This window comes from Bacillus thermotolerans, from assembly GCF_000812025.2.
GTDB classification, from domain to species: domain Bacteria; phylum Bacillota; class Bacilli; order Bacillales; family Domibacillaceae; genus Quasibacillus; species Quasibacillus thermotolerans.
This window is the reverse complement of the sequence record NZ_JWJE02000032.1, coordinates 24,054-46,667: the sequence shown is the minus strand read 5'-3', so window position 1 is coordinate 46,667 and position 22,614 is coordinate 24,054. Positions and strand designations below refer to the sequence as shown.

General features: G+C 43.3%; 22 protein-coding genes and 1 tRNA gene. 21 read left to right on the top strand and 2 right to left on the bottom strand.

Annotation, left to right across the window (positions count from 1 at the left end; genetic code table 11):
* The 3 genes from QY97_RS12735 to uvrC form a co-directional block, all read left to right on the top strand.
* On the top strand, window positions 1-218 hold a 218-nt coding region (locus tag QY97_RS12735), incomplete at its 5' end, for an electron transfer flavoprotein subunit alpha/FixB family protein (RefSeq protein WP_039237044.1).
* A gap of 292 nt (window positions 219-510) precedes the next feature.
* A complete protein-coding gene (gene trxA / locus QY97_RS12730; RefSeq protein WP_039237040.1) occupies window positions 511-825 on the top strand; it encodes a thioredoxin in 315 nt (104 codons plus the stop codon).
* 84 nt (window positions 826-909) lie between these two features.
* Window positions 910-2,694: an excinuclease ABC subunit UvrC gene (gene uvrC, locus QY97_RS12725; protein ID WP_039237037.1), complete on the top strand. Its 1,785-nt coding sequence runs from the start codon at window positions 910-912 to the stop codon at window positions 2,692-2,694.
* Window positions 2,695-2,761: 67 nt separating this feature from the next.
* On the opposite strand, the gene QY97_RS12720 is transcribed toward uvrC, so the two are convergent.
* On the bottom strand, window positions 2,762-3,196 hold the full coding sequence (locus QY97_RS12720) for a YslB family protein (protein ID WP_315849904.1): 435 nt from the start codon (window positions 3,194-3,196) through the stop codon (window positions 2,762-2,764).
* Between the two features lie 268 nt (window positions 3,197-3,464).
* On the opposite strand from QY97_RS12720, the gene QY97_RS12715 reads away from it, so the two are divergent.
* The 16 genes from QY97_RS12715 (at window position 3,465) to yihA (ending at window position 19,704) form a co-directional block, all read left to right on the top strand.
* Window positions 3,465-4,073, top strand: a complete 609-nt coding sequence (locus QY97_RS12715) for a succinate dehydrogenase cytochrome b558 subunit (RefSeq protein WP_039237031.1) — start codon at window positions 3,465-3,467, stop codon at window positions 4,071-4,073.
* A gap of 67 nt (window positions 4,074-4,140) precedes the next feature.
* The gene (gene sdhA, locus QY97_RS12710) at window positions 4,141-5,901 is read left to right on the top strand and encodes a succinate dehydrogenase flavoprotein subunit (RefSeq protein ID WP_039237028.1); all 1,761 of its coding nucleotides are present in this window, start codon (window positions 4,141-4,143) and stop codon (window positions 5,899-5,901) included.
* A 2-nt stretch (window positions 5,902-5,903) separates the two neighbouring features.
* Entirely contained in the window at window positions 5,904-6,671 is a 768-nt protein-coding gene (sdhB, locus tag QY97_RS12705) for a succinate dehydrogenase iron-sulfur subunit (protein WP_039237025.1), read from the top strand.
* A gap of 75 nt (window positions 6,672-6,746) precedes the next feature.
* On the top strand, window positions 6,747-7,214 hold the full coding sequence (locus tag QY97_RS12700; protein WP_039237020.1) for an acyl-CoA thioesterase: 468 nt from the start codon (window positions 6,747-6,749) through the stop codon (window positions 7,212-7,214).
* Between the two features lie 117 nt (window positions 7,215-7,331).
* Complete coding sequence (locus QY97_RS12695) at window positions 7,332-7,556, top strand: helix-turn-helix domain-containing protein (protein ID WP_039237017.1); 225 nt, start codon at window positions 7,332-7,334, stop codon at window positions 7,554-7,556.
* A 431-nt stretch (window positions 7,557-7,987) separates the two neighbouring features.
* Window positions 7,988-8,788 (top strand): glutamate racemase, encoded by an 801-nt coding sequence (gene racE, locus QY97_RS12690; RefSeq protein ID WP_039237014.1) that lies wholly within the window; start codon window positions 7,988-7,990, stop codon window positions 8,786-8,788.
* A gap of 146 nt (window positions 8,789-8,934) precedes the next feature.
* The gene (locus QY97_RS12685; RefSeq protein ID WP_039237012.1) at window positions 8,935-9,981 is read left to right on the top strand and encodes a GerMN domain-containing protein; all 1,047 of its coding nucleotides are present in this window, start codon (window positions 8,935-8,937) and stop codon (window positions 9,979-9,981) included.
* 130 nt (window positions 9,982-10,111) lie between these two features.
* On the top strand, window positions 10,112-10,852 hold the full coding sequence (gene rph / locus QY97_RS12680) for a ribonuclease PH (protein ID WP_039237009.1): 741 nt from the start codon (window positions 10,112-10,114) through the stop codon (window positions 10,850-10,852).
* Between the two features lie 17 nt (window positions 10,853-10,869).
* Window positions 10,870-11,478: an XTP/dITP diphosphatase gene (locus QY97_RS12675; RefSeq protein WP_039237008.1), complete on the top strand. Its 609-nt coding sequence runs from the start codon at window positions 10,870-10,872 to the stop codon at window positions 11,476-11,478.
* On the top strand, window positions 11,475-11,984 hold the full coding sequence (locus QY97_RS12670; RefSeq protein WP_039237005.1) for a metallophosphoesterase: 510 nt from the start codon (window positions 11,475-11,477) through the stop codon (window positions 11,982-11,984). The genes QY97_RS12675 and QY97_RS12670 overlap by 4 nt, the downstream gene beginning before the upstream one ends.
* A 156-nt stretch (window positions 11,985-12,140) precedes the next feature.
* A tRNA-Arg gene (locus QY97_RS12665) sits at window positions 12,141-12,217 on the top strand.
* Between the two features lie 196 nt (window positions 12,218-12,413).
* Window positions 12,414-13,388, top strand: coding sequence for a tetratricopeptide repeat protein (locus QY97_RS12660; RefSeq protein ID WP_039237002.1), 975 nt, complete (start codon window positions 12,414-12,416; stop codon window positions 13,386-13,388).
* A 141-nt stretch (window positions 13,389-13,529) separates the two neighbouring features.
* Window positions 13,530-14,816: a trigger factor gene (gene tig / locus QY97_RS12655; RefSeq protein WP_039236999.1), complete on the top strand. Its 1,287-nt coding sequence runs from the start codon at window positions 13,530-13,532 to the stop codon at window positions 14,814-14,816.
* Window positions 14,817-15,103: 287 nt separating this feature from the next.
* Entirely contained in the window at window positions 15,104-16,366 is a 1,263-nt protein-coding gene (gene clpX, locus QY97_RS12650; RefSeq protein ID WP_039236996.1) for an ATP-dependent protease ATP-binding subunit ClpX, read from the top strand.
* A gap of 427 nt (window positions 16,367-16,793) precedes the next feature.
* Window positions 16,794-19,127, top strand: coding sequence for an endopeptidase La (gene lon, locus QY97_RS12645; protein WP_039236993.1), 2,334 nt, complete (start codon window positions 16,794-16,796; stop codon window positions 19,125-19,127).
* Entirely contained in the window at window positions 19,117-19,704 is a 588-nt protein-coding gene (gene yihA, locus QY97_RS12640) for a ribosome biogenesis GTP-binding protein YihA/YsxC (RefSeq protein ID WP_039236991.1), read from the top strand. Before lon ends, yihA begins: the two co-directional genes overlap by 11 nt.
* 29 nt (window positions 19,705-19,733) lie before the next feature.
* Here the strand turns inward: yihA and QY97_RS12635 are convergent, their stop codons facing one another.
* On the bottom strand, window positions 19,734-20,219 hold the full coding sequence (locus QY97_RS12635) for a LiaI-LiaF-like domain-containing protein (RefSeq protein WP_039236988.1): 486 nt from the start codon (window positions 20,217-20,219) through the stop codon (window positions 19,734-19,736).
* Window positions 20,220-20,415: 196 nt separating this feature from the next.
* Between QY97_RS12635 and hemA the strand changes: the two genes are divergently transcribed.
* Both hemA and ccsA read left to right on the top strand, forming a co-directional pair.
* On the top strand, window positions 20,416-21,762 hold the full coding sequence (gene hemA, locus QY97_RS12630; protein ID WP_039236986.1) for a glutamyl-tRNA reductase: 1,347 nt from the start codon (window positions 20,416-20,418) through the stop codon (window positions 21,760-21,762).
* Window positions 21,763-21,775: 13 nt separating this feature from the next.
* Window positions 21,776-22,609: a cytochrome c biogenesis protein CcsA gene (gene ccsA / locus QY97_RS12625; protein WP_039236985.1), complete on the top strand. Its 834-nt coding sequence runs from the start codon at window positions 21,776-21,778 to the stop codon at window positions 22,607-22,609.
* The last annotated feature ends 5 nt before the right edge of the window (window positions 22,610-22,614 follow it).

Genomic DNA, 22,614 nt, shown 5'->3' with positions numbered 1-22,614 from the left:
GAAAAGTCGTTACACCGGACTTATACATTGCCTGCGGTATTTCGGGCGCGATCCAGCACTTGGCGGGAATGTCCAACTCCAAAGTGATTGTGGCCATCAACAAGGATCCAGAGGCGGAAATTTTTAAAGTAGCAGACTATGGCATTGTCGGAGACTTGTTTGAAGTCGTGCCGCTCTTAACAGAGGAGTTCAAAAAGCTGAAAGTGGCCTCTTCATAAAGAGAAAGGTGAAGGGCTTTACCGAAAAGCAGTTGTATTCTAGAAGGTAAAAATAGTATAACCCGCTTCTTTGTCTGAAAAGGTGTTTCTAAGATAGCTTTCTTAGAAACACCTTTTATCATCTTTACATAAGAAGGGCTGGGCCCGTAATGAGAAATGAAGAGGATTTTCAGTTTTCGAGAGTAAATTTATGCTGGGTGGGAAAAGTAAAGTGTGAAGCAAAAAAATAGCACATAGGAATGGTTGGTGCTATACTGACCATAGTATATGTAACTATTAGGAGGTTATCTAAATGGCAATTGTAAAAGCGACTGATCAAAACTTCTCTAACGAAACGGCTGAAGGCCTTGTGCTTGCTGATTTTTGGGCTCCATGGTGCGGACCTTGTAAGATGATTGCTCCAGTGTTAGAAGAGCTTGATTCAGAGTTAAGCGATAAAGTAAAAATCGTGAAGCTTGATGTTGATGAAAATCAAGAGACTGCAGGAAAATACGGGGTAATGAGTATCCCAACGCTCATCCTGTTCAAAAATGGCGAGCCTGTAGATAAAGTGATTGGCTTTCAACCAAAAGAAGCTCTAGCTGATTTAGTAAACAAGCACGCTTAATTGGATAATAGGAACCGTCTTCTGTGAGCGGAAGACGGTTTTTTTAAATAGAAGAATATGACTGCGGAGCAGGGAGGTGGAGAAATGAATGAAAAGATAAAAAATAAGCTTGCGCTGTTGCCGGATCAGTCAGGCTGTTATTTAATGAAGGACCGACAGGGAACGATTATTTATGTTGGAAAAGCGAAAGTACTGAGAAATAGGGTGCGTTCTTATTTTACTGGGTCGCACGATGCTAAAACACAGCGCCTTGTGGCTGAGATAGAAGACTTTGAGTATATTATTACGTCTTCTAACTTGGAAGCGCTGATCCTGGAACTTAACTTAATTAAAAAGCATGATCCTAAATACAACATTATGCTGAAGGACGACAAGAGCTATCCATTCATTAAGTTGACAGCCGAACGCCACCCGCGCCTAATTATTACAAGGAAGGTCAAGAAGGATAAGGCAAAGTATTTTGGTCCTTATCCGAATGCGCATGCGGCTAACGAAACGAAGAAGCTGTTAGATCGTCTTTATCCACTGCGCAAGTGCATCAATCTGCCTGATAAAGTTTGTCTTTATTATCACATGGGTCAGTGTTTGGCTCCTTGTGTAAATGAGGTAGCTGAAGAGACGTACCGGGAGATGATCAGTGAAATCACCCGATTCTTAAATGGCGGGCATCAGCGGGTGAAGGAGCAGCTCAGAGCAAAAATGAACGAAGCGGCTGAGAAGCTTGAGTTTGAGCGGGCGAAAGAGTACCGGGATCAAATTTCCCACATAGAAGCAACAATGGAAAAGCAGAAGATCCATATGACGGACTTCACGGACCGCGATGTGTTTGGCTATGCTGTTGATAAGGGCTGGATGTGTGTACAGGTCTTTTTTGTCCGTCAAGGCAAGCTGATTGAGCGGGATGTTTCTTTATTTCCGATTTATGATGAACCAGAGCAAGAGTTTCTTACGTATCTCGGCCGCTTCTATGATCAGCCGAATCATTTTAAGCCAAAAGAGGTGCTGCTGCCATCTGAAGCAGATGAAGTTGTTGCTGAAAAGCTATTAGAGGTAAAGATCGTAAAGCCGCAAAAAGGAAAGAAGAAGGAGCTTGTAAAGCTTGCGGAGAAAAATGCGGCTGTAGCTCTGACGGAGAAATTCGCGCTTATTGAAAAAGATGAGGAAAGAACTGTTAAGGCAGTTGAAAAGCTTGGAGAAGCCATGAACATTTACCCTCCTCTCCGTATTGAGGCCTTCGATAACTCCAACATTCAAGGGACCGATCCGGTGTCTGCCATGGTCGTATTTATTAATGGAAAGCCGGAAAAGAAAGAATACCGTAAGTATAAAATTAAAACCGTAAAAGGTCCCGACGACTATGGATCTATGAGAGAGGTCATTCGCCGCCGCTACAGCCGGGTGCTTAAAGATGGTCTGCCGCTTCCAGATTTAATTGTTATTGATGGAGGTAAAGGACAGATTGAGGCAGCAAAGGATGTACTGGTAAATGAATTGAGCTTAGAGATCCCTGTAGCTGGTCTAGCAAAGGATGAAAAGCATCGGACTTCTCAGTTACTGTACGGAGATCCGCTCGAGGTTATCCCGCTAAAGCACAATAGTCAGGAGTTTTACCTGCTTCAACGTATCCAGGATGAAGTGCACAGATTTGCTATTACCTTCCACCGCCAGCTTCGCGGGAAAGGGGCATTTCAGTCGGTTCTGGATGAAATTGCTGGGGTTGGGCCTAAACGTAAAAGACTGCTGCTTAAGCATTTTGGATCAGTAAAGAAGCTCAGGGAAGCGACATTAGAGGAATTAAGGTCCGTCGGAATTCCAGAAAAGACGGCTATTGAGATTCAGACAAGGCTGCAAAATCAGGAAGCTGATTAAAGTGAAGAAAAAAGAGAAACGACATGATTACCCGTTGAGGGAAGATCATGTCGTTTTTTCTTACAGGTTATGTCCACTTAACAGTAATTGTTACAGTATCCTCTGCCCGTTTGGCTGTTTCAACGACCGCTTCAGCCTCCTTGTGACTCTGGGTTGTCAGTTGTTCAGCAAGAAAGCCGCTTTCTAGAGTGAAGGCTGAATTCTCTTTGATAGACAGGCGTCGTTTGATGAGCGGCCCGGTCAGCTCAAATACTTTTTCTCGTTTGTCTTCCTTCAAAAGACGAAGCGCTCCCCAGCCAGCCTCTTCAAAAAAAGAGCAGAGATCTTCGTCAGTTGAGCAAGGGAACTTCCTAGCTAGTGATTTTCCTGCCCAATATAAGATGAAGCTCGTTTCTTTTCCAAGTATATCTGTTAACAATGTGTCCCTGATTAATTCATATCCGAATATCGGCACCATGAGGCTTTTTTCTTCTTTCGTTTGGTGTTCAAGTTGATTAGTCACTATCATCCCTACTTTCCTTTATTTATTATATACAACACCTAAAAGAGAAAAAAGAAAATTTATGACGTATTAAAGGACAAAGAATAAACAGAAAGCAGGAAAATACAGACATCTAGGCGTTTTTTTCTACGTAAAAAGATCAAGAAGTGTTCTTGACGCTTTTTGTGGATAAGAGTAAAATGAACATGTCACATAACTGTTAGAAAGTGAAGTTTGCCGAAATTTTGCGTAATTTGTCGGAAACTTCAAGATTAAGGGGGGTAAAAATATGGCTGACAACCGAGAGTTTTTTTATCGCAGGCTACACTCATTGCTTGGTGTTATACCTGTAGGTCTGTTTTTAACGCAACACTTGATCGTCAACCACTTTGCAACACAAGGAGAGGAAGCATTTAACACGGCAGCTGGATTTATGGGAAGCTTACCATTTGTTTATTTACTGGAAGCATTCATCATTTTCCTGCCATTACTGTTCCATGGTATTTATGGTTTATATATTGCTTTCACAGCAAAAAATAACCTGGGACGTTTCGGTTACTTCCGTAATGTAATGTTCTTCCTTCAGCGTGTTACAGGTGTCATTACGCTCGTGTTTATTGCATGGCATGTATGGGAAACAAGAATTCAAGCATTGCTTGGCACCGAAGTAAATTATCAAATGATGGAAGAGATTTTATCTAATCCATTAATGGTTGTTTTTTACATAGTAGGTGTTCTTTCCGCTGTATTCCATTTTGCTAATGGTTTATGGTCTTTCTTTGTGACTTGGGGTATTACAGTTTCTCCACGCTCACAACGCATTATGACATACGTTACAATGCTTGTTTTCGTTGCCCTTTCTATCGTTGGTCTTCGCGCGATCTTCGCGTTCGTATAATAATGGTCTTATAGTTATAAGAGAAAAGTAGTAAGTTAGGATTCGGGAGAAAAGGAGTGAGTCTCAAATGAGTAAAGGAAAAATCATCGTAGTTGGCGGCGGCTTGGCTGGCTTAATGGCTACAATTAAAGCAGCAGAAGCAGGTACGCCAGTTGACTTGTTTTCATTAGTTCCGGTTAAGCGTTCTCACTCTGTGTGCGCACAGGGCGGTATCAACGGCGCCGTAAATACAAAAGGTGAAGGCGACTCGCCTTACATTCACTTTGACGACACAATTTATGGTGGCGACTTCTTAGCAAACCAGCCACCGGTTAAAGCAATGACAGAAGCGGCTCCTGGGATCATCAATTTAATGGACCGTATGGGTGTTATGTTCAACCGTACACCTGAAGGATTGCTTGACTTCCGTCGTTTCGGAGGCACACAGCATCACCGTACAGCGTTTGCTGGTGCGACAACTGGCCAGCAGCTTTTATATGCACTTGATGAACAAGTGCGCCGTTATGAAGTAGCAGGTCTTGTTACAAAGTACGAAGGTTGGGAATTCCTCGGAGTGGTTCTGGACGATGAAAACATCTGCCGCGGCGTTGTGGCTCAGGATCTGCGTACAATGGAAATCCAATCATTTGCCGGCGATGCAGTAATTATGGCTTCCGGAGGACCAGGGATTATCTTCGGAAAATCTACAAACTCTGTTATCAATACAGGTTCAGCAGCCTCTATTGTGTATCAGCAAGGGGTTCATTATGCAAACGGTGAATTCATCCAAATTCACCCGACTGCAATCCCGGGAGATGACAAGCTGCGCCTTATGAGTGAGTCAGCACGTGGGGAAGGTGGACGTGTATGGACATACAAGGATGGAAAACCTTGGTACTTCCTTGAAGAGAAATACCCAGCGTACGGAAACCTTGTGCCTCGTGACATCGCAACTCGCGAAATCTTTGATGTGTGTGTAAACCAAAAGCTTGGTGTCAATGGCGAGAACATGGTATACTTAGACTTGTCTCATAAAGATCCTCATGAGTTAGACGTTAAACTCGGCGGTATCATTGAAATTTATGAGAAGTTCATGGGTGATGACCCACGCAAAGTACCTATGAAGATTTTCCCTGCTGTTCACTACTCTATGGGTGGACTTTGGGTCGACTATGAACAGCAAACAAATATTCCTGGTCTATTTGCTGCTGGTGAGTGTGATTATTCTCAGCACGGTGCCAACCGCTTAGGAGCAAACTCTCTGCTTTCTGCCATCTATGGTGGTATGGTTGCAGGACCAAACGCGGTTAAGTACATCAATGGCCTTGAGAAATCCTCTGATGCTATCTCTTCTTCTGTGTTTGATCGCTATGTTAAACAAGAAGAAACAAAGTGGAATAATATCATGTCTATGGATGGCAAAGAGAATGCTTACCTGCTTCATAAAGAGCTAGGTGAGTGGATGACTGATAATGTAACAGTTGTTCGCTACAACGATAAATTAAAAGAAACAGATAATAAAATCATTGAGTTAATGGAACGCTACAAGAATATTAACATCAATGATACAGCAAAGTGGAGCAACCAAGGGGCAACATTCACGCGTCAATTGAACAACATGCTTCATTTAGCGCGCGTCATTACAATCGGTGCGCTTAACCGTAATGAGAGCCGTGGCGCCCATTACAAACCGGACTTTCCGGAGCGTAATGACGAAGAGTTCTTGAAAACAACAATGGCAACATTCAAAGGAGAGAATGAGGCGCCAGCCTTCCATTACGAAGATGTGGATATCTCCTTAATCCCTCCTCGTAAGCGCGATTACTCTAAGAAGAAGGAGGAAAAATAAAGATGAGTGAGAATAAAACCGTTCGTATTATCGTTACTCGTCAGGAAAATATGGATTCAGCTCCGTACGAAGAGGAGTTTGTCATTCCATATCGTCCAAACATGAACGTTATTTCTGCATTGATGGAAATTCAGCGTAACCCAGTGAACGCTAAAGGTGAAAAAACAACACCTATCACTTGGGATATGAACTGTTTGGAAGAAGTATGTGGCGCTTGTTCAATGGTTATCAACGGTAAGCCTCGCCAATCTTGTGCAGCTCTTGTTGATAAGCTTGAGCAGCCAATTCGCTTGGCGCCAATGAGCACGTTCCCGGTTATTCGTGATCTTCAGGTTGATCGTAACCGCATGTTTGATTCCCTGAAGCGTATCAAAGCATGGATTCCGATCGATGGAACATATGAGCTTGGACCTGGTCCACGTATGCCGGAAAGAAAGCGCCAATGGGCGTATGAGCTTTCTAAGTGTATGACTTGTGGTGTTTGTCTCGAAGCTTGTCCAAACGTGAACAGCAAATCTGATTTCATGGGACCTGCGTTCATTTCACTTGTTCGTTTGTACAATTCACATCCGACAGGTGCAATGAATAAAGACGAACGTCTTAATGCATTGATGGGCGATGGAGGTCTGCAAGACTGCGGTAACTCACAAAACTGCGTACAAGCATGTCCAAAAGGTATTCCTTTAACAACATCTATCGCAGCGATGAACCGTGCTTCTACTGTTCAGTCCTTCCGTAACTTCTTCGGAAGCGACCATCATGTAGATTAATAGATCGAAAAAAAGGCCTTCAGTTATTCAACTGAAGGCCTTTTTATATTTATATAGAACAAAGGGGAAGAGAAAATGAAAAAATACTCATACGTTCATAATTTTGAAGAATGGGAACAGGAATTTACCTTTTTCCATCCTGTAAAAGTCCGCTTTTCCGAAACGGATATGTTTGGCCATTTAAATAACACGGTGCCTTTTGTCTATTTTGAAGAGGCGCGAATGGAGTTTTTTAAAAGTATCGGGCTGGATAGAGAATGGCTTGACAAGAAAAATGAAGCTATTCCAGTTGTAGCCGATTTACAGTGCGATTTCCTTCAGCAAGTATTTTTTGATGAAAAGCTAGCAATTGGTGTAAAAGTTGATAAACTGGGAACCTCTTCTTGTGATTTGCATTATAAGGGAGTAGCAGAGGACGGGCGTGTTTGCTTTATTGGAAGGGGTTCTCTTGTCCAAATTTCTTCTAAGACGGGTAAAGCCCTCCCGCTGGCAGGCGATGTGAAAGGCAGATTGGAACAAGCTAAAAAAAGCCTGCAAAATTAAAGTAACAAGAAACGTATTCATATATTGTCAACTTTGTGCTCTCTCACATATGATACCGTAACAGCTGCTTTGCTGGCCCTTTCAAGGCCTGCGAATGCGAGGAGGTAACTGGTTTCAGTGAGGGAGCATCGCTTTGATCGTAAACCATTATTAACGAAAAGAGAGAAAGAAGTATTTGAGCTGCTGGTCCAAGACAAGACAACTAGGGAAATCGCGGAAGAGCTGTTTATCAGTGAAAAAACAGTTCGAAATCATATTTCTAATTCCATTCAAAAGCTGGGAGTCAAGGGGCGATCTCAAGCCATTGTCGAATTGCTGAGAATGGGGGAATTAAAGTTGTAAAACCAACAGGTGGTACTCACGGAGTGCCATCTGTTTTGTTTTTTGACAGTGGGAGCGAAAGTCCCTCTGCTTCTCCTTGCATTTTCTATAGAAAAAGGCGAAAATAAGTGTTGGCTTTCTAGCTGTATTTTTCATAGACAGTTTCCCCGCTTGCCAGCCTTTTTCTTATTTTGCTCTGATGAGACGAAAAAGACGAAAAATGATAGAAGGCGATGAACGAACCAATGCATATATTACAGATGTTGAAAAAGAACTTCGGTACATAAATGGTATTATTGAGCAAGAAGGCTTCAGATATTATAAGATTATAAGGAAATAACAGCTTTAGGTTCAGTGATTGCTAGAAAGCTTCAGGAGAGAGAAAACTCCATCCCTGAGAGGTAATGCGGGAAGGACATATTGAGAAATGAGAACAAAACGAGGCGAGAGAAGTGAATAGACCAATTGGAGTCATTGATTCGGGGGTAGGCGGTTTAACAGTAGCGAAAGAGATTATTCGTCAGCTGCCGAACGAAACGATTTATTATGTGGGAGATACGGCCCGCTGTCCATACGGCCCAAGGCCGGTAGAAGAGGTAAAATCCTTTACATGGGAAATGACCCGGTTCTTACTAAGAAGCGACATTAAAATGCTTGTTATTGCTTGTAACACCGCTACAGCCGTTGTTTTAGAGGAAATTCGGTCGGCACTTGCTATACCGGTTATTGGAGTCATTCATCCGGGAGCACGGGCAGCCATTAAGCAAACGAGAAGTGATCAAATCGGTGTCTTGGGCACGATTGGAACCATTAAAAGCCGCGCGTATGAGACAGCGCTTAAGTCAATTAATAAGCAGGTAAAAGTAACAACTTTAGCTTGCCCGAAGTTTGTTCCTCTTGTGGAAAGCGGCGAATACAAAGGGGCAATGGCTGAGAAAATAGTGATGGAAACCCTTAATCCTCTAAAGGAGACAGCGATCGATACATTGATTCTGGGATGCACACATTATCCATTGCTGGAACCGGTCATCGCTCGTGCCATGGGCTCGGCTGTTCAAATTATCAGCTCCGGCGAGGAGACGGCCCGGGAAGTGAGTGCGATTCTTGATTATCAGCACCTGTTGGCTTCTGAGAATCCACCTCCTTCTCATTTATTTTATACTACAGGATCAGAAAGATTATTTTATCAGATTGCTTCTGACTGGCTGCAGGACAAGTCTATACATGTAGAATCAATCCGCTTAGGTAAATAAGCGGGTTTTTCTATGTATAGAACAGTATACAGGGCACTGTACCTACATAGCGATAAAGAACAGCGAGCGAAGAGAATTGTCCAACTTAGTTCTAAGTTTGTATAACTCTCGTATATTTAGTACAAACAATGGTAGGAGGGGTAGCGATGGGGAAAAAGAAAGCAGTGATGCTCGTTATTTTAAGTTTATCCATTTATACTGCTGGCTGCGGCTTATTGCCTGGTGAAGAGAAGAAAGAGAATATTGATCCTCCGCAGTCAGTTGTTTATACGGACAACCTAGCTGAGGAAGGAGAATCAAGTGCAGCACAAAATGAAAATACGGTAATGACGGAGCTGTATTTAATTGATAAAAATGGCTATGTTGTCTCCAAAACGATGCCTCTTTCGAATACAAAAAGTTTGGCCAAGCAGGCACTCGAACATCTAGTGGCGGGAGGACCGATCTCTAATATGCTGCCGAATGATTTTCGGGCTGTGTTGCCCGCTGGCACCCAAGTGAAGAGTGTAGATGTGAAAGATGGCACAGCCACCGTTGACTTCTCTCCAGAATTTAAAGAATATGAGAAGGAGGACGAGGCTAGAATTGTCCAATCTATTACATGGACGTTAACCCAGTTTGACTCTATTGACCGGGTAAAGATGCAAGTGAATGGCCACCCGCTCACAGAAATGCCGGTTGGAAAAATGGCTCTTAATGAAGAGGGTGTCTCAAGAGACGACGGTATTAACATTGATGCCTCCAACCTGACTGACCTTTCGAGTACACGTCCTGTAACCGTTTATTATATGGCACAGGAGGAAGCTGGCTATTACTATGTCCCGGTAACAAAGCGTGTAAGTAATGAAGAGAAAGATGAAATTACTGCAGTAGTGAAGGAGCTTGCTAAAGGACCGAAACCAGATTCCGGATTAGTAACGGAATTTCTGCCGAGTGCGGATCTGTTGGAGAAGCCGGTAGTAAAAGATGGACGAGTAAAGCTTAACTTTAACGAAGCGATTCTTGGAAGTTTTGAAGATAAAATGATTTCCGAGCATGTGCTCAAATCGCTCGCTTTATCACTAACTGAAAATAGCGAGGTTGAAAGTTTGAGTATTGAAGTGGGCGGCAGCAAAGAGTTGACCGACGAACAGGGCAAGCCGTTGACAAGCTCGGTTACACGTCCGGATGTTGTTAACCCGGTTGACCTCTAGAACATTCCTTTTAAAAGGAATGTTTCTTTCTGCTTAAGACGTCTGCAGGGAATTGCTTTCTTTTGATGAAAGAGAAAAAGTGCTACTATAAAAAGATGCGAAAAACATGTTAACTATGGAGGGATCAAGCATGCGGTTTGATGGCAGAGAGGCCAATGAACTAAGAGATGTTCAAATTGAAACGAATTATTTAAAGCATCCAGAAGGCTCGGTGCTTATACAGGTCGGGGACACAAAAGTTATTTGCACAGCAAGCATTGAGGATAGAGTGCCTCCCTTCATGAGAGGAAGCGGAAAGGGCTGGATTTCTGCAGAGTATTCTATGCTGCCGCGTGCGACCGAACAACGAAATATTCGTGAATCCTCAAGAGGAAAGGTATCAGGCAGAACAATGGAAATTCAGCGTTTGATCGGCCGAACCTTACGGGCAGTCGTGGATTTGGAATTGATTGGTGAGCGGACCATCTGGGTGGACTGTGATGTTATTCAGGCGGATGGAGGTACACGCACGGCTTCCATTACTGGTGCGTTTGTTGCTCTGACGATAGCGGTTAACAAATTATATGAAGAGAAGGATCTTTCCTCGTTTCCAGTAAAGGATTTTCTAGCAGCAACAAGCGTAGGAGTAGTTCCAGAGCATGGAACGGTGTTAGACTTAAACTACATAGAGGATAGCCAGGCAGAAGTAGATATGAATGTTGTTATGACTGGTGCAAATGAATTTGTAGAACTGCAAGGAACAGGCGAGGAGGCTACTTTCTCTATTAATGACTTGCATGAGCTGTTAGAGCTTGCTCAATTAGGGATGACCAGCCTGTTTGCCATCCAGTCAACTGCGCTTGGTGAAATCGTGGAACGAATTGGTAAGTAACAAGAAGGAGAGTAGACATGAATACAGTTATTATTGCAACGAAAAACAAAGGAAAAGCAAGCGAATTTGCCGCAATTTTTTCGGAATATGGCATTGAAACGAAAACGTTACTCGACTATCCGTCTTTGCCGGATGTAGAGGAGACGGGAGAAACGTTCGAGGAGAATGCCGTTCTTAAGGCGGAAACAATCTCTAAGCAGACGGGCACACTTGTGATTGCAGATGATTCGGGCTTAGTCGTTGATGCGCTGTCGGGGCGTCCGGGTGTGTACTCTGCGCGCTATGCTGGAGAACAGAAGGATGACGAAGCCAATATCCAAAAGGTGCTCACAGAATTGAAAGGAGTGCCGGATGAAAAGCGAACAGCTCGTTTCTATTGTGCCCTCGCTGTGGCAATGCCTGGAAAAGAAACTGTGACAGTTTTCGGCACATGTGAAGGGAGGATAATTGCGTCTAAAAGAGGGACTAACGGTTTTGGTTATGACCCTATCTTTTTTGTCGATGACTTAAACAAAACGCTGGCAGAGTTAAAGTCAGATGAGAAAAACAGCATTAGTCACCGTGGAGAAGCGATCAAAAAGCTAAAGGCCGTGCTCCCTGATCTCCTGGGAGGCAAGGCGCAGTGAAGGCATTAATCGTTAGCGACAGCCATAGTGAGACAGATATTTTAGAGGATTTGAAAGGGCGCTATGCCGATGAGGCCGATGTACTTATCCACTGCGGGGACTCAGAGTTATCAGATGATCACCCGGCTATTAACGGGTATCTGGTCGTCAGGGGAAACTGTGATGCTGAAGATGAATTTCCTTATGATGTCATTGAAGGAGTAGGCGGCAGGCGCATCTTTATTACTCACGGCCATCGCTACAATGTAAAGATGACGTTGATGAACTTGAGTTACAAAGCAGAGGAGTATGGCGCAGATTTTGTGTTCTTTGGTCACTCTCATATACCCGGAGCAGAAAAAATTGGTGAAACCATTTTTCTGAATCCGGGAAGCATTGCTGTACCGCGTGGCAGTGATAAGAAGACGTATGCCCTGATAGAAGATAATAAGCGAGAAGTCAGCATCCGCTTCTTTGATGACAGCCATAAGGAACTGCCCCACCTCAGTTGCACATTCCTCTATTGAAGAAAGAGCTTTAGATGGCTCTTTCTTCAATGCTTCTTTCGAAAAGAAAAAGTTATAAAAGAACGGGTTGACAATATAGGCAGAGCTTGTTAATATAATAAATGTCTTACATAGCTTGTTTGAAACTTGCAAACATCGTGTAAAGTAAAGCATAATGTCCCAGTAGCTCAGCAGGATAGAGCAACGGCCTTCTAAGCCGTCGGTCGGGAGTTCGAATCTCTCCTGGGACGCCATACATAAACATCCAACCTTCCGGATTATGGCCCGGAAGGTTTTCTTTATTATTTCTCATTTCTCGTCTTGAAGGGTGTTGGCTTGTCCTGCTTTTTTTTTCAAAACAGACATGCTACACTGACAGAAACGGTAATGTGATTCACAGTGAATGAAGGTGCGGCAGGAATAAGACAGAAATGATCGGGTGACTTATAAATGAAAAGAAAGAAGTGGGATAGAAAAGGGAATATATTTATTTTCCCCGGCACCAGTGAAGCGCTCATTCAAAAAGGAAGAGCGGCTCTTGAAGAAAAGAATTATGACCAGGCGGTGATCTTTTTATCCGAAGCGCTGGAATATGCCGCCGACCAGGAAGGCGATATAAAGATGGCTCTTTTGCTGGCGCTGTATGAAAGCGGCCAGCACGACCCAGCCCTGGAGCTTTGTATGGATATGCTCCATCAAGGGCTAGGGGATTACTATGATGTGCTCGATATTTACATGCTGATCTTAATGCACCAGAAGAAGTATGAAGAGATGTCTTCCATGCTCACAGCTCTAATGGAAGAGAAGGAGTTTCCAGATAAGAAAAAGGAGTACTTTGAGAGCTTGCTGTCGTTAAGCAATAAGATGAACATGTCTCCAGAAAAAGAGTGGCAGCCGCTATTTTCAGGAAAAGAGGATATACGGGAGCAAATGCTTAAATTGATGGAGCTCACCCATGTGAATATTCAGCCGTATATGGGGGAATTAACAGCCTTCTTAAGAGACCAGGAGGCACACCCTTTCCTGCAAACTCTTGCGCTAAATGTATTAAAGGAGCATGGGGTTGAAAAGCCGGTGGAGGTAAGAAAATTTCAGTTTAAGGAGACAGTAATACCAGCTGAGCTTCCCGATGCATTTGAGAAAGGGTATTTTAAAGGAGTCATCCGCCAGCTTGAAACCGAGCTCGCCGATACGAATCCGGTCTTGCTGGAGCAGGCTGTTGAAATGACGAAACGGCACTTTTCTCTTCTCTATCCATTTGAACCGGCTCACATCTCAATGCCTGATTGGACGGAGGCGGTTCTATTGCTGCTTGATACGTATTATGAAGGGCGGGACTTGGAGCCTGAAGGTGTCAATCCGTCTGTTTATTCGGGGCTCGCCTTTATTCGCAGGCTGGACGAAATTTCTTTAACGTTCATGTAGCCTTTTGGTTGAAAGTGAAAAAACGTATGTTATAATGTAAAGGTCATAATGTGTCCTTTTTGTGTACAAAACGACATACATAGGGCGGAACAACTTATACTGTTCACGATGATCAATTTATAGATTTTTGGAGGGAACTTTATGTCTGCTAAATGGGAAAAACAAGAGGGGAACCAAGGGGTTCTTACAGTAGAAGTAGATGCGGAAACAGTAAAAAATGGTTTGGATGCCGCATTCAAGAAGGTAGTAAAAAACTTAAACGTACCAGGCTTCCGTAAAGGAAAAGTGCCTCGCGTAATTTTTGAACAGCGCTTCGGCGTCGAATCTCTTTATCAAGATGCATTGGATGTTATTCTTCCAGAAGCATACGGAAAAGCGGTTGAAGAAACAGGAATTGAGCCTGTAGACCGTCCGGAAATTGATATTGAGCAAATGGAAAAAGGCAAGGAGCTGATCTTCACAGCGAAGGTTACTGTAAAGCCTGAAGTGAAGCTTGGCGAATATAAAGGCCTTGAAGTTGAGAAGATGGATACAGAAGTAACAGATGAGGATGTTCAGGAAGAATTAACATCTCTTCAAAAAGGACATGCAGAACTAGTTGTCAAGGAAGACGGCAAAGTAGAAGATGGCGACACAGTTGTCCTTGACTTTGAAGGTTCAGTAAACGGTGAAGTATTCGAAGGCGGCACTGCTGAGAATTATTCCCTAGTTGTCGGCTCAAATACATTCATCCCTGGATTTGAAGAGCAGCTTATCGGCATGGAAACTGGAGAAGAGAAAGATGTAGAAGTAACTTTCCCTGAGGAGTACCATGCAGAAGAGCTTGCTGGAAAGCCGGCTGTCTTCAAAGTAAAGATCAATGAGATCAAGTACCAGGAGCTTCCTGAACTGAATGACGAATTTGCGAAGGAAACAGACGAAGAAGCGGAAACACTTGATGAGTTAAAAGAAAAAATCCGTACTCGTTTAGAGGAACGCCGTCAGAGCGAAGCAGAGCAAACTCTTCGTGACAGCCTTGTTGAGAAAGCTGCGGAAAACGCTGAAATCGACATTCCTGAAGTAATGGTTGAGAATGAAATCGACCGTATGCTTCAAGAATTTACACAAAACCTTGCAGCTCAAGGCATGAACCTGGACCTTTACTATCAATTCTCTGGACAAAGTGAAGCTGACCTGCGCAGCCAAATGAAAGAGAATGCTGAAACTCGTGTTCGTACAAGCTTAACTTTAGAAGCGATCGCAGACACTGAAAACCTTGAAGCAACAGATGAGGATCTTGAAGAAGAGTTAAGCAAAATGTCAGAGCAATTCAATTTGCCGGTAGAAGACATTAAGAAAGCATTGGGTAACCTCGATGGCATGAAATCAGACTTGAAAATCCGCAAGGCAGTGGAATTTCTTGTAGATAATAGCAAGGCTAACGCCTAATATTGTACCAACTGAAACAAGGCACGAACTACTCGTGCCTTGTTTTCTACCATTTATACAAATAAGGTTTTATTACTATGATTAAGTAGGTAATATAAATATATAGATGCAAGGCCTTTTGTTTTTTGAAATGCCGAATCTGTGGTACAATGCAATACATAACTTCTTTAAGGGGACAAACGAGCGTTTGACCAGCAGCGCAGCAGGCTGCCGGCCGTTAAAGTGAAAAATGGCCGCTGTCGTAGCGGGCTGGACAAGCGATTAATTATCATAAGGGGTGAAAATCATTGTTCAAGTTTAACGATGAAAAAGGGCAGCTTAAATGTTCTTTCTGCGGAAAAACACAGGATCAGGTCCGCAAGCTTGTAGCTGGTCCAGGTGTATATATATGTGACGAGTGCATCGAACTGTGCACAGAAATCGTTGAAGAGGAGCTCGGTACAGAAGAGGAAGTAGAGTTTAAAGACGTACCGAAACCAGCGGAAATCCGCGATATTTTAGGTGAATACGTTATTGGACAGGAGCGGGCCAAAAAGTCTCTGGCCGTGGCTGTCTACAACCACTATAAACGTATCAAATCCAACAGCAAAGTAGACGACGTAGAGCTGGCCAAGAGTAATATTTGTTTAATCGGCCCAACAGGAAGCGGGAAAACCCTTCTCGCTCAAACGCTTGCGCGTATTTTAAATGTGCCGTTCGCTATTGCGGATGCGACATCTTTAACAGAGGCAGGTTATGTTGGTGAAGACGTAGAGAACATTCTCTTGAAGTTGATCCAGGCTGCTGACTATGATGTTGAAAAAGCAGAGAAGGGGATTATTTACATTGACGAGATCGATAAAGTAGCTCGTAAATCTGAGAACCCTTCTATTACGAGGGACGTTTCTGGTGAAGGTGTACAGCAGGCGCTTCTAAAAATATTAGAAGGCACAGTTGCGAGTGTGCCGCCACAAGGAGGGCGTAAACACCCTCATCAAGAATTTATACAAATCGATACAACGAATATTCTATTCATTTGCGGAGGCGCCTTCGATGGCATCGAGCAAATCATTAAACGCCGCCTTGGCCAGAAAGTAATCGGCTTTGGGTCCGGACCAAAGCAAGAGGAGAAGGCTGATGGTTCTCTGCTTTCTCAACTAGTGCCGGAAGATATGCTGAAATTCGGTTTAATTCCTGAATTCATCGGTCGTCTCCCTGTTATTGCCAGCCTTGAGCAGCTTGACGAGGATGCGTTGATTGAAATTCTAACAAAGCCGAAAAACGCTCTTGTTAAGCAGTATACAAAAATGATGGAGCTTGATGACGTAGAGCTTGAGTTTGAAGAAGAGGCCCTGAGGGAAATTGCGAAGAAAGCTATCGAACGCAAAACAGGTGCCCGTGGACTTCGCTCTATTATCGAAGGTATTATGCTTGATGTAATGTATGATTTGCCTTCGCGTGAAGACATCAAGAAGTGCATCATTACAAAAGAAACTGTTCTAGAGAATGCCTCACCTAAATTATTAGGGGAAGACGGTGAAAGAATTCATCTAACCAAAACATCCGCCTAATCCAGACCTGGTGAGATGGGATGAGGACCTTGTCGGCTAACTGAATAAAAAAAGGAAACAGGACAGCGGCGATCAATCAGCTGTCCTGTTTTTTCCGTCATAAAGCATTCATTCAAAAGACTGTTTACAGACCATCCTTCAAGGAGATACTGAAAAAGGTGTAAATTGTCCGTTTAATCGGTAACGCAATCAATAACGCCCCATGAACAAAATGAATTCTATCCTGTCTGGGGCATAGAAAAGGAGCGGAATTGTTTGTGTTCGGTGTAAGTGAGGAATAGGTAAAAAGACGAGGGCCTTTGTTTAAAATGGACACCTAGAATTGAATAAGATAAGATAGAACAAAATGCCAGATTTGCAATGAATAAGCAGAGCAGAGAACCGGGCAGTATACTGCCTGATGTTTGAGGAAATGGAGGTTATATGGATGAGCGATCAGAAGGTATATAATGTTCCCCTCCTGCCGCTTCGCGGATTACTAGTGTATCCGACAATGGTATTACATCTAGACGTTGGAAGAGACCGTTCAATAGAAGCGTTAGAGCAGGCCATGATGGATAATCATCTCATCTTTTTGGCCACTCAAAAAGAGGCTGAAATAGATGACCCAACGGAAGAGGACCTTTTTCAGACGGGAACATTAACAAAAGTAAAACAAATGTTAAAGCTTCCAAATGGGACCATTCGGGTGCTGGTAGAGGGGCTTCACCGAGCGGGTATTCAGCAAATAGAAGATAAAGAGACATTTTATTTAGCTGCAGTGGAAGTGCATGAGGACCGGCACATCAAGGATGCAGAAACAGAGGCACTGATGCGTACATTGCTCCAATATTTTGAGCAGTACATTAAGCTGTCTAAAAAGGTGTCTTCAGAAACATATTCTACTGTAACGGATATAGAGGAGCCGGGGCGCCTGGCTGATATCATTGCTTCTCACCTGCCGATTAAAATCAAGGAAAAGCAAGATGTTCTTGAGATACTCGATATAAAAGATCGGCTGAATAAGCTGATCGATATACTGAATAATGAGAAACAAGTATTAAATCTAGAGAAGAAAATCGGCCAGCGTGTAAAAACATCCATGGAGCGGACACAGAAGGAGTACTTCCTGCGTGAGCAAATGAAGGCGATCCAGCAGGAGCTTGGAGACAAGGAAGGGAAAACCGGAGAAGTGGAAGAGCTGATGGGTCGGATTGAAGAGGCGGACATGCCTGAACAGGTGAAGAAAACAGCTCTTAAAGAACTAAGCCGCTTTGAAAAAATCCCTTCAAGCGCAGCGGAAAGTGCTGTAATCCGTAATTATCTTGAGTGGCTGATTTCTCTTCCGTGGACGAAAGCAACTAAAGATGATCTTGACATCAATAACGCGGAAGCCATATTAGACAGGGATCATTACGGGCTTGAAAAAGTAAAAGAGCGGGTGCTCGAATATTTAGCGGTGCAGCAGCTTACTAAATCGATCAAAGGGCCTATTCTTTGTTTGGCTGGACCTCCTGGAGTAGGAAAAACATCTTTAGCTCGTTCCATCGCTGAATCCCTCGGCCGAAACTTTGTTCGCATCTCTTTAGGGGGAGTCAGGGATGAGTCGGAAATCCGCGGACACCGCCGTACGTATGTAGGAGCGATGCCGGGACGGATTATTCAAGGAATGAGAAAGGCGGAGACCGTTAACCCGGTATTTTTGCTTGATGAGATTGATAAGATGTCCAGTGATTTCAGAGGAGATCCATCTTCCGCCATGCTGGAAGTACTGGATCCGGAGCAAAATGCGAACTTCAGCGACCATTACATTGAAGAGACATACGACCTGTCAAAGGTGATGTTTATCGCTACAGCCAATGACTTAGCGGCGATTCCAGGGCCTCTCCGCGACCGCATGGAAGTCATTACAATTGCCGGCTATACAGAAATAGAGAAGATTCATATAGCGAAATCTCACTTGCTCCCGAAACAGGTTGAAGAGCATGGGCTATCTGAGACCCAGCTTCAGCTCAAAGAGGATGCAATCCAGGATATTGTTCGCTACTATACGAGAGAAGCAGGGGTGCGCAGTCTTGAACGGACTCTGGCGGCAGTTTGCCGAAAATCAGCCAAAATCATCGTATCAGGCGAGCAGGAAAGCATCGTAGTGACAAGCGACAACCTGGAGGACTTCCTAGGCAAGAAGAAGTTCCGCTATGGTCAAGCTGATACTGTCGATCAAGTAGGTGTCGCTAATGGTCTGGCTTATACAGCAGTTGGGGGCGACACGCTGCAGATTGAAGTCTCCTTGTCTCCGGGTAAGGGGAAGCTCATCTTAACAGGTAAGCTTGGGGATGTGATGAAAGAGTCGGCCCAAGCAGCATTCAGTTATGTTCGCTCAAAAGCAAAGGATCTGAATATCGAAGAAGATTTCCATGAGAAATATGATATCCATATCCATGTGCCAGAAGGAGCGGTACCAAAGGATGGGCCATCTGCCGGTATTACAATGGCTACTGCACTTGTTTCAGCCTTAACTGCGCGTCCAATTCGCCGCGAAGTGGGAATGACGGGCGAAATCACTCTCCGCGGCCGGGTATTGCCAATTGGCGGACTGAAAGAAAAGTCTCTCGGCGCTCATCGTGCTGGCCTAAAAACGATTATTCTTCCAAAGGATAATGAAAAGGATATTGATGACATTCCGGAAAGTGTGCGCAATGATCTAAAGTTTGTACTCGCTTCTCACATGGATGAGGTACTAGACGTAGCCTTAGCAGCAGGTGACCGGCATGAAGGTTAACCAGGTAGAATTAGTTATCAGTGCCGTCAAGCCTGCTCAATACCCGGAGGGTAACCTGCCGGAATTTGCGCTTGCCGGACGCTCAAATGTTGGAAAGTCTTCCTTCATTAATAAAATGATCCACAGAAAAAGCATGGCTCGAGTATCTTCCAAGCCAGGAAAAACACAAACGCTTAACTTCTATAAAATTGAAGATGCTTTATATTTTGTGGATGTGCCTGGATATGGATTTGCAAAAGTATCGAAGAAAGAACGGGAATCGTGGGGGCGGATGATTGAGACGTACTTGACATCAAGAGAGCAGCTGAAGGCTTGTGTATTAATCGTTGATTTAAGACACCCGCCTTCCGAGGATGATGTGCTAATGTACGACTTCTTAAAGCATTACGATATTCCCGCTGTAGTAATCGCTACGAAAGCAGACAAAATTCCAAAGGGTAAATGGCAAAAACACTTAAAGGTCATCAAAGAAGAGCTTCAGTTTGACCCTTCCGATGATATTGTGGTTTTTTCTTCGGAAACAGGACAAGGGAAGGATGAAGCATGGAGCATTTTGCGAAAGCGAATGAAGTCATAAAACAAGCAGGCTGAAAACAGCCTGCTTGTTTATTTTTTTTTAATAAATAGCAAGTAGCCGCCGACTACAATGAGGACAATCGGCCAAAACTGCCATAGGGAGAATGCCTGGCCCTCTAGAAGGCCGAGCCAAGTGATAATCGTGTCATAAAATAACATAATAATAGCCAAAGTAAGGAATAGTAATCCTTGAAATAGTCCGTTCTTTGTTTTTGTATACTGCAGTAAAAAACCTAATGCAATAATTAAGATAAAGACCCCAGTATCGTTTGGCCAAATGTTCAAGTAGTTCACGACATGGAAGTGAAGGCCGAATCCTGTAAGAATCACACCGGGCAAAATGGCATTTCCTTCTCTGCCGCTATAAGATTCTGCCAGGAAGGCTAAGCCAATGATCAGGAAGAGGGTAGGCCAGTTTAGGAAAGGATGCAGCCATGTAAAGGTGGATTGCTGCAAGAAAAAATACAGGCCGAACCCGATTAAGATGACGCCTGGAAAAATGCGTTGCTGCTTCATATGTAATTACCTGCTTTCTTTGTCTCCGAACTTGAATAATAGTCTGCGTTTTGATACGCTAGCTAGTGGTATTATACAAAGGGATTGCTTAATATTCACGCATTTAATGTTAGCATATGTTCACAATTTGTGAATAAGGAAAATATGTTCCATGGTATAATGGAACTAACAGATATTAACGGGGGTGCCGTGAGACGTGCATATCATTGCAGTGGGACTAAACTATAAAACAGCCCCGGTGGAGATACGCGAACGACTTTCTTTTCAGGAAACTGATTTGGAAAAAGCGATGTCAACGCTTCAAAGTCAAAAAAGCATTTTAGAAAATGTGATTGTATCTACGTGCAACCGGACTGAGATTTACGCCGTTGTCGATCAACTCCATACCGGGCGTTATTATATTAAAGACTTTTTAGCCAAATGGTTTGAAATAGACAAAGAAGAATTCACACCGTTTTTATTCATTTATGAAGAAGAGGCGGCAGTGGAACATCTTTTTAAAGTAACGAGCGGATTGAACTCCATGGTACTTGGGGAAACACAGATTTTAGGACAAGTGCGTTCAAGCTTCTTAAGTGCACAGGAGATTGGTGCAACAGGAACCGTCTTCAATCAGCTGTTCAAGCAAGCCGTTACCTTAGCAAAGAAAGCCCATGCAGAAACAGAGATTGGGGCTAATGCAGTTTCCGTCAGCTATGCGGCGGTAGAGCTTGCGAAAAAGATTTTCGGGGATCTTTCAGGCAAGCATGTGTTGGTCGTGGGTGCAGGAAAAATGGGTGAGCTAGCCATTCAGAATTTACATGGAAGCGGAGCGACGAAAGTAACTGTCGTGAACCGGACATTTGATAAGGCTGTTGCCCTCGCTGAGAAATTTGATGGCCGCGCTAAGACATTAGAAGAGCTTCAATGTGCGATTGTTGAAGCAGATATTCTTATCAGCTCTACGGGTTCGAGTGAATACATCGTGACAAAGGAAAGAATGGCAGCGGTTGAAAAGATGCGTAAAGGCAAGCCGTTGTTCATGGTGGATATTGCTGTTCCGCGGGATTTAGATCCAGCGATTGCTGACTTAGAAAGCATCTTCTTATATGATATCGATGATTTAGAGGGAATTGTAGAGGCAAATCTGGCTGAACGGCAAAAAGCAGCAGAAAAGATTGAATTAATGATCGAAGCTGAAATTGTTGCTTTTAATGAATGGTTGAATATGCTTGGCGTTGTGCCGGTCATTTCCGCGCTTCGTCAAAAGGCCCTTTCTGTGCAGGCTGAAACAATGCAAAGCATTGAACGGAAAATGCCTAACTTGACTGAACGCGAACGGAAAGTGCTCAACAAACATACGAAAAGCATCATTAATCAATTATTGAAAGATCCGATTTTGCAGGCGAAAGAATTGGCAGGGGATAAGAACTCTGCTGAGAAGTTAGCCCTGTTTATGAAGATTTTCAATATTGAAGAGGAAGTTAATACACAGAAGCAGGCATTAACGACAGATAAACGACAAAGTCAGCCAGTTCAGACAAAGCCGTTATTTCAAGCGTAAGTGAGGTTACTTAATGTTTGAACAAGGAATGACGAGGATTCATGAATTGATGATTATTTTGTACGCATTGGCCATTATGCTGTACTTTATCGACTTTTTAAACCAAAACCGGAAGGCGAATAAAATCGCCTTCTCGATTTTATCAATTGTTTGGGCTCTTCAAACAATTTTTTTGTTTCTCTACATGCTAGAGACGAGGCGTTTTCCAGTCCTCACTCTTTTTGAAGGACTTTATTTTTATGCATGGGTATTAATTACCTTTTCACTCGTTATTAACCGTCTGCTCCGAATGGACTTTACGGTCTTCTTCGTCAATGTGATAGGGTTCTCAATCATGGCTATTCATACTTTTACCCCTGTGCAGATCGAATCCGAGGCCATGGCTGAGCGGCTTATTTCAGAGCTTTTGCTCATTCATATTACGATGGCGATTTTATCCTATGCGGCTTTTTCCTTTTCCTTTATTTTTTCGCTGCTATATTTGCTTCAGCATCGTCTTTTAAAAATGAAGAAGTGGAATCAGCGTTTATGGCGCTTAGGAGATTTAGAGAAGCTTGAGCGCTTTTCTTATGTATTTAATGCAGTTGGTGTGCCAATGCTGTTATTAAGCTTAATCCTTGGCCTTATTTGGAAGGTTATCACTCTCCCGGATGTCAGCTGGTTTGATGTGAAGATTGTCGCATCCTTTATTTTGCTGATTATATACGGGGTGTATTTATATTTGAAAATTCGAAGAGAAATGTACGGCAAGCCGTTGGCGCTTTTAAATACAGCGGCCTTTCTTGTACTTTTCATTAACTTTTTCCTGGTGAGCCGGTTTTCATCGTTTCACTTTTGGTATTCTTAATAGTA